Consider the following 13,890-nt stretch of genomic DNA (forward strand, 5'->3'; position numbering starts at 1 on the left):
ACCCAATGAGTGAGCGCAGCCGCACGGTGCTTGCGGTGGCGGCGACGGTGCTCGCCGGTTTCGGCGTTGCGACGCAGTCGCGCATCAACGGCGAGCTCGGGCAACGCTTCGATGACGGCTTCACCGCAGCGCTCGTGTCGTTCTCGTCGGGATGGGTGGTGCTTCTCGTCGTCGTGTTGGCGACCGCGCGTGGCCGCGCGGCCATGGCCCGCATCCCGGCGGCGATGCGGGCGGGAGAGCTGCCCTGGTGGATGCTGCTCGGCGGGGCGGGCGGAGCGTTCTTCGTCTTGTCGCAGGGGCTCGTCGCCGGGGTGCTCGGGGTGGCCATCTTCACCGTGGCGATCGTGTCCGGTCAGACCCTCGCCGGCATGGTGGCGGATGCGCGGGGCTTCGCAGGTGCGCGACGCACGCCCCCGACGCCCGCGCGCGTCGTCGGGGCCGCACTCACGGTGGTCGCCGTGATCGTGGCGGTCGCCGGCGACGCGTCCGCGAGCATCCCGTGGCTGGCGTTGGTGCTTCCGCTCGTCGCGGGTCTCGGGATCGGCGTGCAGCAGGCGATGAACGGCCGCGTTCGTCAGGTGAGTGGCTCGCCACTCGCCGCAACGCTCGTGAACTTCACGGTGGGCACGGCCGGTCTCGTCGTCGTGACGGCGATCGCGCTGATCGTGCGCGGGCTGCCCGCCGCACCGCCGACGGAGGCGTACCTCTACCTGGGCGGCATCGTCGGCGTCGTGTTCATAGCCGTGCAGACGGCAACAGTGGGGCGCATCGGCGTGCTGCTGCTCGGCATGTGCCTCGTGCTCGGCCAGTTGCTCGGCGCCACCGTATTCGACTCGGTGTCGGCCATCGGACCGGCGCTCGCGCCTCAGACGATCGCGGGGGTGGCACTCACCGCACTCGGAATCGTCATCGCCACGCTCGACCGCTGGCGGCCGCGACGTGCGCAGGCGCGGTGAGCGTCACGGTTAGAAGTAGGCGGAGCGAACTTCGAGAGGTCCGCGGGTCACGAGAGCGTGTGCGCCATTGACGGTGCGGTCGATGCGTTCGTGCAATTCGGGGGCGCTGACCCGGTAGTCCGTGAAGTCGCGGTCTGCTGCGTAAATGCCTCCGGGCAATGTCAACGATCGGAAGAAGCTGAACAGCGGCCGCAGTTTGTGGTCGATTGTGGTGGCGGTCATGCCCGGCACGCTAGGAGCGTCCGGGCGCTCGCTTCACGCACTCGCGTCATCGGGCGTCGTGCTGCGTCATCCGGTGACACGCACGGTCACGCTGCGACATGGGGGATGCACGGGGTGCGATCGGACGGGCACGATGACGGCCATGTCCACCACCGCTGCCACGCCTCCTCGCCGCATCCGATTCAACGCATTCGACATGAACTGCGTCGCCCACCAGTCCTCCGGGCTCTGGCGCCACCCCGACGATCAGTCGCACCGCTACACCGAGTTGTCGTACTGGACGGAGCTGGCCCAACTGCTCGAGACGGGCTCCTTCGACGGCATCTTCATCGCCGACGTCCTGGGCACGTATGACGTGTACGGCGGGTCGAATGAGGCGGCGATTCGCCACGGCGCTCAAGTGCCGGTCAACGACCCGATCCTGCTCGTGTCCGCGATGGCCGCGGTGACCGAGCATCTGGGATTCGGTGTGACGGCGGGAACGGCCTACGAGCATCCCTACCCGTTTGCCCGCCGGATGACGACCCTCGACCACCTGACCAAGGGGCGTGTGGGGTGGAACGTCGTCACGGGCTATCTGCCGAGTGCTGCACGCAACATGGGGCACGACGACCAGCGCGAGCACGACGATCGCTACGACCACGCCGATGAGTACCTAGAGGTGCTGTACAAGCTGTGGGAGGGCTCGTGGGAGGACGATGCCGTTGTTCGCGATCGGACCAGCGGGGTGTACACCGACCCCTCGAAGGTGCACGACATACGTCACGAGGGGACGCACTTCACGGTTCCCGGCATTCACATTTCTGAGCCGAGCCCGCAGCGCACACCCGTCATCTACCAGGCCGGCGCGAGCCCCCGCGGAGTCGCGTTCGCCGCCGGCAACGCTGAAGCGATTTTCGTCGCCGCCCCGACGAAGGAGGTACTGCGGGCGACCGTCACGCGGATCCGAGACGCGTTGGAGGCGGCGGGTCGCGATCGCTACGCGGCGCGGATCTACACCCTGCTGACGATCATCACGGACGCCACTCCCGCCGCAGCGCAGGCGAAGTACCGTGACTACCTGTCGTACGCGAACCCCGAAGGCGCTCTCGTTTTCATGTCCGGCTGGATGGGAATCGACCTCTCGCAGTTCCCACTGGATGAACCGGTCGGCAACGTTCCGAGTAACGCGATTCAGTCGGTCGTCTCGAACTTCGCGGCCGCGGCCGAGCACGGCGCCGAGTTCACGGTTGCCGACATCGGCCGACACAGCGCTATCGGTGGACTGGGGCCCCTCATCGTGGGTTCGGGTGTCGAGATTGCCGACGAGCTGGAGCGATGGGTGGCAGAGACCGATGTCGACGGCTTCAATCTCGCCTATGCCGTGACGCCCGGCACCTTCGCCGATGTGGTCGAGCACGTCATCCCGGTGCTGCGCGAACGCGGGCTGTACCCCGACGGCTACGAGGAGGGCACGTTGCGGCAGAAGCTACACGGCCGCGGAGATCGTCTGCCCGACGAGCACCGCGGGGCACATTACCGCGTCAGTGCTCGCCAGCTGGCGTGAGTGACTAGGCCGGGTCGGCGTCGTCGGCCGGCGTGAAGTCGAGCGCGAGCGAGTTCATGCAGTAGCGGTCGCCGGTCGGCGTGCCGAACCCGTCGGGGAACACGTGCCCGAGGTGCGAACCGCAGGTGGCGCAGCGCACCTCGGTGCGCACCATGCCGAGGGAGGTGTCTTCGAGCAGCTCAACGGCCTCGGGGCGCACCGACTCGTAGAAGCTCGGCCAGCCGCAACCCGAGTCGAACTTCGTGCCGGCCTGAAAGAGCTCAGCCCCGCACGCGCCGCAGGTATAGAGGCCGGCGCGGCTCTCGTCGAGCAGCTCGCCCGTCCAGGCGCGCTCGGTGCCGGCCTGGCGCAGCACCTGGTAGCGCTCTTCGCCGAGCTCAGCCCGCCACTCGTCTTCGGTCTTCTCGACCTGGTACTTGCCGGTGGTCTGCTCGCTCATGGTTCCTCCTGCTCGCCCGACGGGCGGGTTGTCTCACCCCATTAAACTCGGCCCCGTGCCGGAACCTTCCATCGAGCAGAAAACATGGAGTCACATTTCGGCTGACGAGTTCTTCGACATCGCCATGCTGCGCACGGTCGTTTTCTACCTCGAGCAGCAGATCGACGAGCCGGAACTCGACGAGCGCGACCGCGACGAGTCGACGCTGCATGTGTGGATGCGGGACGATCGCGGCGTGGTCAGTTATCTGCGCGTCATCGAGGACGAGCATCCTGACCCCGCTCACGGCGGCGCGCGCCGCCTGATCGGGCGCGTCGTGACGCGGGCGGATGCTCGTGGTCGGGGCCTCGCGCTCCGTCTCGTCGAGCAGGTGATCGCCCAGTTCGGCGACGAGCCGCTCGCCCTGCACGCACAGTCCTACATCCAGCCCCTGTATACGCGAGCCGGCTTCGAGCCGATCGGCGACGAGTATGTGGAGGCGGGCATTCCGCACGTGACGATGGTCCGGCCTCCCAGCGGTCGAACAGGCGACGCGGCGTTGAATTAGAGAGATATGCGCGCATGGCGTATCCTCTTGTTAGGTAAGCCTTACCTAAAGACATGACGCTCTTCTGACTACGGAGTCACCCGGTGCACACCCTTTCCCGCCGGCGGCCGTTTGCCGTCGCGCTCGCGGGGGCCCTCACCTTCGCCCTAGCTCTCACTGTCGCCCCCCACGAGTCGGCGGCCGCCGATACAGCACCGCCGCCCCCGACGGTGTCGGTCTCGAAGACGCAGGGTCTGGACCCTGCCGGTGAGACGATCACGGTGACCGGGTCGGGCTTCGCCCCGAACCCCCCGGCGACCGACGGCGCGCGTCCACCCCTCATGGGTCAGTTTGCCGGCGCTTACGTCGTGATCGGCTCGGTGCTCGACTCGTGGAAGCCGAGCGACGGTGCCGCGTCGTCGGCACGGCAGGTCGCCCAGCAGAAGTGGGTCGTCAACCCCGAAAACGTCGCCACCATCGGTGGACCCAGCGCGGGCGCCGTGGCGATTGACCCCGATGGCTCGTTCCGGATCGAGTTCGTGGTGTCGAAGGCCGACGCCCACCGCTTCCCGACGGGCACGTTCGGAGTGTTCACGTTCGCCGGCTCGGGAGCGGTCGTGCCCGCATTCGAGACGTTCACCGCGCTGACTTTTGCCGGCGACGGTTCTGCGGAAAACCCGACACCCAGCCCGACACCCAGACCGACACCCAGTCCGACACCGACGCCGACGCCCGCGCCGTCGACGCCGGCTCCGACGCCGGCCCCGACCACCGGGGCGCCCCGTGACACCGCCACGCCCGGGTCGCTCGTGTGGGGCGTGAAGCAGTCGTTCCGTGAGTACATGACGAGCACGATTGCCCGCGGGTCGATCACCGCGACTGGCGTCGGCCAGCAGGGCGCCGCCCTTGTGTTCCCGCAGGTGGGACCATCGCTGACGGGTACCACGGGCACCGTCGCGTACTCGGGTCAGGTGCGCTACCTCGGTCACAGCGGCCTGCTCGACGTGACCCTGCGCGATCCGCGAGTCACGATCGAATCAGCGAGTCGCGCATCCCTGTCGGTCAGCGTCAACGGCAGCCCTGTGACGCTCGCGACGCTGAACCTGGCGGCGGCGAGCCGCACGGCCAACGCCGACGGCTCCGTGCGGTTTACGGGTGTACCGGCGACCCTGACAGCCTCCGGCACAAGCGTGTTCTCCTTCCAGGGCAGGGCGTTTTACGCGGCCGGCACCGCCCTCGACCCGGTGACGTTCACCATCGGCAGCCCTGCACCGACCGGGGGCGGCACCTCCGTGGCCGGGGCGACGATCACGGGTGGCGCGGTCGAGCTCGCTCGCTTCGTGGAGCGGCCTATTTCGGCTGAGCCGCCGGCGACAACCGGTGCCGAACTCGTCGGCGTCGACGGCGACCTGCTGCCGGGCGCCCGTGTCGAGGCCCGCGCGACGGGATTCGAGCCCGGCGAAACGGGGATTCGTGTTGTCGTCTACAGCGAGCCGCGCCTGCTCGGCGAGGTGACGGCGGATGCAGACGGCCAGGCTGTCTGGTCGGGCCGCCTGCCCGATGACCTCGTCGGCCAGCACACGCTGACTTTCCAGGGATCGGTCGACCGCGGCGTCGTGCTGCAGATCGTCGATCCTGCGGCCACCGCCGCGGGTGCCGACCAGTGCGTCGTGTCCGATGCGCAGCTCGACTGGGGCTTCAAGGAGAGCTTCCGCGCGTACGTCAGCGGCTCCATTGCCCGCGGTGAGTGGGAGGTACTCGACGGCGCGAGCTACGAGGTGCCGCTCTTCACCTTTGCGGGCGGCCAGGGCGCGATCAACCCCGCTGCACGCACGGGCGAGATCGCGTTCGAGGGCGCGATCCGTTTCACGGGCCACGAGGGAATCCTCGACACCCTCATCGCCAACCCGCGCGTGGTCTTCACGAGCGCGACCACCGCCGAACTGGTCGCTGACGTGACTGGAACGCGGCAGGACTTCGAGGAGGTCGAAGCCCTCGACGTGCGCTTCCTCGAGCTCAATCTTGCCGGCGCCGACAGCGGCAGCCGCGACAACGGCACCGTGACGATCACGGGCATCCCGACACAGCTCACGGTGTCGGGCGCCGACGCGTTCGGCACCTACCCCGCCGGCGAAGAGTTCGACCCCATCACGCTCACCTACTCGCTGCCGACCGACTGCGCGGCGAGCCCCGCTGACGCTGCTCCGGGCGACCTCGACGGCGACGCTGCGGGAGGGTCCGGCCCCGACGCCGAGCCTGCGGGAATGTCGACGGGCGTTCTCCTCGCCGTCATTGCCGTATTGCTTGCCGTGATCGTCGCACTCGCCGTCATGCTGCTGCGCCGCCGCGCCGCCTGAGCCGCGCGCATCCTGCGTGGCAGGATGCGAGCGTGACGTCGACCGCTGAACGGTACCGTCGCTTCGCCCGCGAAGCGGCCAGCCGTTCGGCGGTCTACGCGCGGTGGGCTCACGACCTCGCCGACGACCCTGACGCAATGGCGCTCATCGACACGTTGCCCGTCGCGTGCCGCCAACCAGTGTTGATTCTGACTGCGGCCCGTTTCACCGGGCTGTCACCAGCGGGGGATGCTCGCGCGTGGCTCGAGGGGGAATGGGACGCCGTCGAGGCGGTCGCCCGCACGCGCGCCACGCAGACGAACGACCCCCGGCGTTCCTCTGCCCTCGTCGCGGCGCTGGACGGCATCCGCGCGCCGATCGCGCTGCTCGAAGTGGGGGCGTCGATCGGGCTCGGGCTGCTCGTCGACCGATACCGGCACCGCTACTGGCGCGGCGCGGAGGTCGAATCGACGGTGGAGCCGGTCGACGACGAGCCCGATGCACTCGAACTCGACTGTCAGCTCGGCGACGGGGTTCCGGCACCCACACACCGACCTGAGATCGTGTGGCGGGCCGGGCTCGAGCGGCGTCCGTTGGCCCTGGGGTCACCCGACGACGAGCGCTGGCTGCGCACCCTGATCTGGCCAGAAGAGCGCGACCGGGCCCGCCAGCTCGACGCGGCCCTGCGCGTTGCGCACGCGCATCCGCCTCGTGTGATGGCGGGCGACGCGGTCGATGGGCTGCGCTCAGCCGTGGCGGACATGCCCGACGACGTCGTGCGGGTCATCTGGAGCCCCGCCGTTCTCGTCTATCTCGCCCCCGAGGCGCGCGCCCGATTTGGCGAGCTGGCGCGCGAGCTCGGTGACGTGTGGGTGTCGCTTGATGGGCGCCGGGTGCTTCCCGAGGTTGCGGAGCGTGCTGCGGAGATCCTGCCGGGCGCGGACGACGACTTCGTGCTGAGCCGTGACGGGCGTCCCCTCGCGATCGTGGCCCCGCACGGTGACCGCATCGAGCGGTGGGCAGCTGTGGGCCCGAGCGAGAGCGGCTGAGCGGCTACTGGTCCGCGCCGTAGATGGCGCGGGCGAGCGCGTCGAGCACGAGAGGCGTGCGCGGTCCGAAGCTCAGCACCTCGCCGTCGGCCATGTCGACGAAGCGGCGGTTCTGCCCGGCCGAGGTCAGCGCGATCGCGGGCTTTTCGGTGAGCAGGCCGTCGACGCCTCCGACGCTCGCCAACCCGCTCGACATGACCATGATGAGGTCGGGGTCAGCGGCAATGAGCGCTTCGTCCGTCATCGGGCGAAGACCCGTCCAGCCGATCTCGCCGGCGACGTCAACGCCGCCGAGGCCGTCGATCAACTCATCGGCTCCCGACTCCTCGCCGAAGAGGTAGTAAATGCCGCTCGCGCCGCGCAGATACAGGAAGAGGATGCGCACGCGCTCGCCCGGCGTGCTCGGCGCGATGGTGGCAATCTCGCTGAGCACGTCGGTCAAGTCGGTGTCGATTCGCTCGGCCAGTAGTTCGCCTGCTTCGGGCGCGCCGAAGATGGCGGCGACATCACGGGCGAGGGTGGCCGGCGCCGCGAGACCCGGCTCGACGTCGACGTACACGACCGTGATTCCAGCGGTGCGCAGTTGCACGAGCACGTCGGTCGGGCCCACGGTGCCGTCGGTGATGATCAGATCGGGGCGAAGCGCCAGCACCGACTCGGCGCTAACCGCGTGGCCCGAGCTCGTCACGAGCGGCAGATCGTCCGTGCCGGGGAAGGTGGTCGATACGTCACGCCCGACGAGGCGATCGCCGAAGCCGAGGGCCCAGGTGGTGGCCGCCAGCGATCCGGCAATGTCGAGGGCGAGAACGCGGTCGGCGCTCGTGACCTCAATGTCGCGGTCGCCATCCAGGTCGCGCGACACCACGGTTGTCGGCAGTGCTGAGGTCGGGGTGTCGACCACGGGGTCGATCGCCGCGTCCGCGATCACGGCCGTGGCGGGACCGCCGTCGATGCGTGGGTTGTCCAGCAGGGCGATCTCCGACAGCGCGGGGCGCTCGCCAACCGCCTCGGGATCGGTGCCGCCGAGGGCGCCGGAGGGCGCGCATCCCGCGAGCACCAGCATCATGGCCGCGACGGCGACAGCGAGCGCCGAGCGACGCCGACGAGGGAAGGGCATGGGGCTCCGGAGCGGTTGGCAAGGAGGGACTTAGGTAAGCCTAATCTGCGAGTCTGATGGTCCTCCGCGAGCCGCTCAGAGGCCGGCGCCGACCGTTCTACGATGAGCCCATGCCCACCCCGTCCGACGACGCAGCGCTGTCCGAGCGCGCGCGGCGTGTGCTCGACTTCGAGCGCGAATGGTGGGGCCACAGTGCGGCGAAGGAGCGGCACATTCGTGCCGAGTTCGGCTGGGCACCGGCCCGGTACTATCAGGTACTGAACTCCGTCATCGATGACGCGGCGTCGCGCGCGTACGACCCGATCCTCGTGGGCCGCTTGCACGAGGTGCGTGATGCGCGTGCTGAGCGTCGTCGTACCCGGCGCGACACCGTCGCCTCCTGAGCCGAGAAAGCCCGAATGCCCGACTTCCCACCCGATCGTTTCGACGATCTGCCGCTCGACCCTGGTCGAGTGGGCGCACACCGGGCGCCGCGTCGTCGCGGTGCCGTCTGGCGCGCGCTCGGGATCGGCGCGGCCGCGTCGGTCGTGCTCGTCGTGGTCGGCCTGGTCGGGCTCGCCGCGATCGACGACCGACTGGAGCTCGACATCCCGGTCTTGACGTCCCCGCCCGAGGAGGACCCTGACGCTCCCGCCGAGCCGGGCGAGCCTGCCGGCGGGCCGATCACGGATGCCGCCGATGCGGACCTGCCTGACGACTTCACGATCACGATCCTCGACGGCACCGGCTCCGTCGGGCGGGGCCCGCAGGCGCAGAGCGCGCTGGATGCTCGGGGCTGGCCCGTCGGAACGGTCACGCAGGCCGCGACGACCGACATCGAGGAGACCGTCGTCTATTACGCGAGCCCCGACCTCGAACCCGTCGCTCGCGGCATGGTCGAACTGCTCGACGGCGTGGCAGACATCGAGCTGACCGACGCCTTCCCCGGGGCTCCCATCACGATCGTTCTTGGCACCGACTACGAGCTGCGCGCGGCCAGCTAGCTCCGAGATTTCCGGCCCGTTACCGCACGGTAACGACTGCGTGGATGCTCTTCCCACGGGTTCCGCCCGATGGCTAGTCTGCGGAAACGGAGCCCGTACGCGGCTTCTCATCACCGCTCCAGAAAGAGTCACAGCATGGCCAACGGAACCGTCAAGTGGTTCAACGCCGAAAAGGGGTTCGGCTTCATCACGCTCGAGGCAGACGGTAGCGACGTCTTCGTGCACTACTCGTCGATCGATATGCCCGGCTACAAGGTTCTCGAGGAAGGACAGGCAGTGTCCTTCGAAATCGGTGCCGGCACGAAAGGGCCTCAGGCAGAAAACGTGACGGTTCGGGCCTGAGTGCGCGTCACGGGGGCGCGCGGTCGCTTGGCGGGTTAGTGTTCTGGCCATGCGCAGTTCCCTCCGCCGACGCGCGGGCAGCCTCATTGTCGGCCTCGCGCTCGTTGCAGGTCTCGGTGCATGCGCGCCGGAGGAGCGCCCGCTAGAGACGGCGTCTCCTGAGCCGAGCGTCGAGCCAGAGCCCACCTACGAGTCGACGTACGAAGCTCCGCCGGCCTATGCGATCGCCCCTCTCACAGGAGAGATCATCGAACCGGGCTCTCTCGACCGACCCGTCTTCTCGGCAAAGATCGATAATGCCCCCCTCGCAAGGCCGCAACTTGGTCTCGACCGGGCCGATATCGTCCACGTCGAACTCGTCGAGGGGGGCTCGATCCGATACGCGGCGTCGTGGCATAGCGACCTCCCTGACGAAGTCGGGCCCGTGCGATCCGTGCGTCCGATGGATCCGGACATCGTCTCGCCCTTCGGGGGGATCCTTGCCTATTCGGGTGCCCAACAGCAGTTCATCGCCGCCATGCTCAACACCCCGGTGCGCAACATCATCTTTGATCGCGGCGACGACTCCGACCTCGTCTACCGAGGGCTTCCACGGCCCTCGCCTCACAATGTCGTCGCCCGGGCGGCGCAGTTGGTCGAGCGCTACGCCGGTGATGACGCGCCTCGACAGCAGTTCGCATTCGCGGATCGAATCGAGAACGCGACGGCCGCGCGCGACGGTGCGCCCGCATCCACGTTGTCGCTGCGTTACGGGCAGGTTGGACAGTCGGGCTGGGAGTGGAGCGAGGCCGACGGGCGGTGGCTGCGGTCGCAGGGTGGTCAGCCCGACGTCGCGCTCTCGGGAACCCGTCTGAGCGCAACCAACGTCATCGTGCTTCGGGTGAGAATCGACTTTAGCCCCGGCGTTCCGCAGACTCTCCTGGCAGGCCAGAGCGGCTCTGGGTTTGTCGCGACGGACGGGAAGACCATTCCCATCACGTGGTCGAAGGCCGGCATGGCGGATTCCTATCGCCTCCTCGACGATCAAGGCGTGGCCGTGCGGTTGGCGCCGGGCACCACTTGGATCGAACTCGTGCCGGATACCGGCGACGCGACCATCACCGCCGGCTGAGCATCCGTCCCTCCCTGGCTTGCACTCGCTAGTCGAGAGTGCCAAAATCAGTTAGCACTCACTCTCTGCGAGTGCCAGAGCTACCGTACGTACTGCGTCCGGGAGGGACGAAAGACACACATGGCTAAAATCATTGCTTTTGACGAAGAGGCCCGTCGCGGCCTGGAGCGCGGCCTGAACACCCTGGCCGACGCCGTGAAGGTGACGCTCGGCCCCCGTGGCCGCAACGTCGTTCTCGAGAAGAAGTGGGGCGCCCCCACGATTACGAACGACGGCGTCTCCATTGCCAAGGAGATCGAACTCGACGAGCCGTTCGAGAAGATCGGTGCCGAGCTCGTCAAGGAGGTCGCGAAGAAGACCGACGACGTCGCCGGTGACGGTACGACCACCTCGGTCGTCCTCGCTCAGGCGCTCGTGCGTGAGGGCCTGCGCAACGTCGCGGCCGGCGCCGACCCGATCAGCCTCAAGCGCGGCATCGAGAAGGCCACCAAGGCCGTCTCCGACGAGCTGCTGAAGAGCGCCAAGGAGGTCGAGACCAAGGAAGAGATCGCCGCCACCGCGAGCATCTCGGCCGCCGACCCCGAGATCGGTGCGCTCATCGCCGAGGCCATCGACAAGGTGGGCAAGGAAGGCGTCGTCACTGTTGAAGAGTCGAACACCTTCGGCACCGAGCTCGAGCTCACCGAGGGCATGCGCTTCGACAAGGGCTACCTGTCGGCCTACTTCGTGACCGACCCCGAGCGCCAGGAAGCGGTCTTCGAAGACCCCTACATCCTGATCGTCAATGGCAAGATCTCGGCGATCAAGGACCTGCTGCCCGTCGTCGACAAGGTGATCCAGAGCGGCAAGCAGCTGCTCATCATCGCCGAAGACGTCGAGGGTGAGGCTCTTGCGACGCTCGTCGTCAACAAGATCCGCGGCATCTTCAAGTCGGTTGCCGTCAAGGCTCCCGGCTTCGGCGACCGCCGCAAGGCCATGCTGCAGGACATCGCGATCCTCACCGGCGGCCAGGTCATCAGCGAGGAGGTCGGCCTCAAGCTCGAGAACGCCACCCTCGACCTGCTCGGCCGGGCCCGCAAGGTCGTCATCACCAAGGACGAGACCACGATCGTAGAGGGTGCCGGCGACGCCGACGCCATCGCCGGTCGCGTGAAGCAGATCCGTGCAGAGATCGAGAACACCGACTCCGACTACGACCGTGAGAAGCTCCAGGAGCGCCTCGCGAAGCTCGCCGGTGGCGTCGCCGTCATCAAGGCGGGTGCCGCGACCGAGGTCGAGCTGAAGGAGCGCAAGCACCGCATTGAGGACGCCGTCCGCAACGCGAAGGCTGCCGTCGAGGAGGGCATCGTCGCCGGTGGTGGCGTCGCCCTCATCCAGGCCGGCAAGCTCGCCTTCGACTCGGACGCCCTCACGGGTCTGACCGGTGACGAGGCCACGGGCGCGAACATCGTGAAGGTCGCGATCGACGCCCCGCTCAAGCAGATCGCCCTCAACGCGGGTCTCGAGCCCGGCGTCGTCGCCGACAAGGTGCGCCACCTTGAGGTCGGCCACGGCCTCAACGCGGCCACCGGCGAGTACGTCGATATGCTCGGTGCCGGCATCGCCGACCCGGTGAAGGTGACCCGCTCGGCGCTGCTGAACGCCGCGTCGATCGCTGGCCTCTTCCTCACCACCGAGGCCGTCGTCGCCGACAAGCCGGAGAAGAACCCGGCCCCGATGGGTGACCCGTCGGGCGGCATGGACTTCTAGTCCTCGGCCAACGCCACACACAAAAGGGGCGGCTTCCGGAAGGAAGCCGCCCCGTTTTGCGTTTCCGGCGATGAACAGCCGGCGCCCAAAGTGGTGAGAAGGTTGGTTCAGGCGGCGCGGGTTCCGCGGGCCTGGTCCAGGGCCACGAACACCTCGGTATTGAAGCGGTAGGCAGCGAGCACCTCGTCGACGACGCGCTCGCGCTCGGGGTCATCCCACGCCACCGCGTCGAGTTGTGCGCGGTACGTGTCTTTGAATGCAGCGGGGTCGGCGATCTGGTCGAACAGGTAGAAGCCGATGCCGTTCGTGTCGAATCCGAAGCGCCGCGCGAGGACGCGCCCGATGTGCAGTCCGCCTGACAGGTCACCGAGGTAGCGCGTGTAGTGGTGTGCGACGTAGCCGGCTGGCCACGAGGCCGCGACCTCTCGAATACGCGCTGCGTAGCGCTCCGTGACCGGCAGCAGCGGTACGCGCTCGCTCCAGTTGTCTCCGACGAGGAACGTCAGGTCGGCGCTCAGGGCGGGAAGCCGAGTGAGCGCGGGGGAGAGGAACGGGGCAACGGTGGGGTTGTCACGCAGCCTGTCGGCACCGGTTTCCAGCGCCGCGTAGATCGCGTGGTGCTGGCGAACGAGCGCGATGTAGTCATCGCGTGACCCGGCGCCGGAGAGCAGATCGTTCATGAAGGTCGTGCCCTCACTGGTTCCGTGGCTCGCGCGCGAGCGTTCGCGGACGAGTCGGGAGAACGGGACGGTGGTGGGCGGGTCGGCGATAGTCATGCGGCTCCGGATCGGGATTAGGTTAGGCAATCCTAACCTTCATGGGTGGCCGGAGCACAGCCCTTACGCCGACAACTCAGTGCGGGCGGGGCGTCTCGCCAAGGATGCTGCAGGCCCGGTCGTAGAGTTCGACGATCTCTCGTCGGATTTCGGGCCGCTCGCTGATCGTGCCGGACCAGCGCACCGACAGTGCGCGCTCGCCAAGGTCATCGCCGAGCGTATAGACCCAGAAACCCGCGTCTGGCGTGACATCGACCATGCGCGCGGTCGTTGCGCCACGGTCGCCGAAGGCCCGTGAGATCAGCAGGCTGTCGTCGGCGTGGTCGTCGTTCATGTGGTGCAACACGGCGTGCACGATCTCGTCGGGGAAGCGGGTCACAGCGACCACTGTAGGGCCGCCGGCCCCGCTTTCCCCGAGCGCGTGATGAACCCCGTGAGCTCTCGAGCTCAGCGGAGAAACATCGAGGCCGCCTGTTGCTCAATCTCGGCGTACTGGCGCCCGGCCTGGCCGAGGGCGTGGTTCAGCGCGGCGAGATTCTGTTCAAGCCGGCTGTAGGTCGCCATCCACTCGGCGACGAGCGTCTGGAACGCGGTGGCGGCGTTGCCCGACCAGCTGCCCTGCAGGGCAGAGAGCTGGCTGGTGAGGCCGGCGCACTCGGCCTGCAGTCGACCGATCGTGGCGGTCGTGGTCGAGGTCGCGCTCAACAGGGCGTCGGCGTCAACGTGGTAGCGGGTCAT

Annotated in this window: 16 protein-coding genes; 10 read left to right on the forward strand and 6 right to left on the reverse strand. The window is 68.3% G+C overall.

Annotated features, from left to right (window positions below; all coding sequences use genetic code 11):
* Positions 1–5: 5 nt before the first annotated feature.
* The gene (locus CPY97_RS03015) at positions 6–956 is read left to right on the forward strand and encodes a DMT family transporter (protein ID WP_096420729.1); all 951 of its coding nucleotides are present in this window, start codon (positions 6–8) and stop codon (positions 954–956) included.
* 9 nt (positions 957–965) lie between these two features.
* On the opposite strand, the gene CPY97_RS03020 is transcribed toward CPY97_RS03015, so the two are convergent.
* Complete coding sequence (locus CPY97_RS03020; protein WP_096420730.1) at positions 966–1,178, reverse strand: hypothetical protein; 213 nt, start codon at positions 1,176–1,178, stop codon at positions 966–968.
* 142 nt (positions 1,179–1,320) lie between these two features.
* On the opposite strand from CPY97_RS03020, the gene CPY97_RS03025 reads away from it, so the two are divergent.
* Positions 1,321–2,724, forward strand: a complete 1,404-nt coding sequence (locus tag CPY97_RS03025; protein ID WP_173826856.1) for an LLM class flavin-dependent oxidoreductase — start codon at positions 1,321–1,323, stop codon at positions 2,722–2,724.
* Between the two features lie 4 nt (positions 2,725–2,728).
* Here the strand turns inward: CPY97_RS03025 and msrB are convergent, their stop codons facing one another.
* The gene (gene msrB / locus CPY97_RS03030; protein WP_096420732.1) at positions 2,729–3,163 is read right to left on the reverse strand and encodes a peptide-methionine (R)-S-oxide reductase MsrB; all 435 of its coding nucleotides are present in this window, start codon (positions 3,161–3,163) and stop codon (positions 2,729–2,731) included.
* 55 nt (positions 3,164–3,218) lie between these two features.
* Between msrB and CPY97_RS03035 the strand changes: the two genes are divergently transcribed.
* The 3 genes from CPY97_RS03035 to CPY97_RS03050 all read left to right on the forward strand — a co-directional run bounded on the left by CPY97_RS03035 (position 3,219) and on the right by CPY97_RS03050 (position 7,074).
* The gene (locus tag CPY97_RS03035; protein WP_197702245.1) at positions 3,219–3,710 is read left to right on the forward strand and encodes a GNAT family N-acetyltransferase; all 492 of its coding nucleotides are present in this window, start codon (positions 3,219–3,221) and stop codon (positions 3,708–3,710) included.
* A gap of 83 nt (positions 3,711–3,793) precedes the next feature.
* Positions 3,794–6,046, forward strand: a complete 2,253-nt coding sequence (locus tag CPY97_RS03045) for an HtaA domain-containing protein (RefSeq protein WP_150129170.1) — start codon at positions 3,794–3,796, stop codon at positions 6,044–6,046.
* 32 nt (positions 6,047–6,078) lie between these two features.
* On the forward strand, positions 6,079–7,074 hold the full coding sequence (locus CPY97_RS03050; RefSeq protein ID WP_161494049.1) for a DUF2332 domain-containing protein: 996 nt from the start codon (positions 6,079–6,081) through the stop codon (positions 7,072–7,074).
* Positions 7,075–7,078: 4 nt separating this feature from the next.
* On the opposite strand, the gene CPY97_RS03055 is transcribed toward CPY97_RS03050, so the two are convergent.
* Positions 7,079–8,191 (reverse strand): heme/hemin ABC transporter substrate-binding protein, encoded by a 1,113-nt coding sequence (locus tag CPY97_RS03055; RefSeq protein WP_096420736.1) that lies wholly within the window; start codon positions 8,189–8,191, stop codon positions 7,079–7,081.
* 110 nt (positions 8,192–8,301) lie between these two features.
* On the opposite strand from CPY97_RS03055, the gene CPY97_RS03060 reads away from it, so the two are divergent.
* The 5 genes from CPY97_RS03060 to groL all read left to right on the forward strand — a co-directional run bounded on the left by CPY97_RS03060 (position 8,302) and on the right by groL (position 12,376).
* A complete protein-coding gene (locus CPY97_RS03060; RefSeq protein WP_197702246.1) occupies positions 8,302–8,574 on the forward strand; it encodes a DUF3263 domain-containing protein in 273 nt (90 codons plus the stop codon).
* A 15-nt stretch (positions 8,575–8,589) separates the two neighbouring features.
* Complete coding sequence (locus CPY97_RS03065) at positions 8,590–9,174, forward strand: LytR C-terminal domain-containing protein (RefSeq protein ID WP_096420738.1); 585 nt, start codon at positions 8,590–8,592, stop codon at positions 9,172–9,174.
* Positions 9,175–9,309: 135 nt separating this feature from the next.
* Positions 9,310–9,516: a cold-shock protein gene (locus CPY97_RS03070; protein WP_096420739.1), complete on the forward strand. Its 207-nt coding sequence runs from the start codon at positions 9,310–9,312 to the stop codon at positions 9,514–9,516.
* Between the two features lie 49 nt (positions 9,517–9,565).
* A complete protein-coding gene (locus CPY97_RS03075) occupies positions 9,566–10,627 on the forward strand; it encodes a DUF3048 domain-containing protein (protein ID WP_096420740.1) in 1,062 nt (353 codons plus the stop codon).
* Between the two features lie 120 nt (positions 10,628–10,747).
* The gene (gene groL / locus CPY97_RS03080) at positions 10,748–12,376 is read left to right on the forward strand and encodes a chaperonin GroEL (protein WP_096420741.1); all 1,629 of its coding nucleotides are present in this window, start codon (positions 10,748–10,750) and stop codon (positions 12,374–12,376) included.
* Positions 12,377–12,483: 107 nt separating this feature from the next.
* Here the strand turns inward: groL and CPY97_RS03085 are convergent, their stop codons facing one another.
* The 3 genes from CPY97_RS03085 to CPY97_RS03095 form a co-directional block, all read right to left on the reverse strand.
* Positions 12,484–13,152, reverse strand: a complete 669-nt coding sequence (locus CPY97_RS03085) for a heme oxygenase (biliverdin-producing) (protein WP_096420742.1) — start codon at positions 13,150–13,152, stop codon at positions 12,484–12,486.
* A 76-nt stretch (positions 13,153–13,228) separates the two neighbouring features.
* Positions 13,229–13,531 carry a DUF2470 domain-containing protein gene (locus CPY97_RS03090; protein WP_096423300.1) on the reverse strand — a complete coding sequence of 101 codons (303 nt, stop codon included), beginning with the start codon at positions 13,529–13,531 and terminating at the stop codon, positions 13,229–13,231.
* Between the two features lie 68 nt (positions 13,532–13,599).
* Positions 13,600–13,890: a WXG100 family type VII secretion target gene (locus tag CPY97_RS03095; RefSeq protein WP_096420743.1), complete on the reverse strand. Its 291-nt coding sequence runs from the start codon at positions 13,888–13,890 to the stop codon at positions 13,600–13,602.

Origin of the sequence: Microcella alkaliphila, from assembly GCF_002355395.1 — a bacterium.
Classification (GTDB): Bacteria; Actinomycetota; Actinomycetes; order Actinomycetales; family Microbacteriaceae; genus Microcella; species Microcella alkaliphila_A.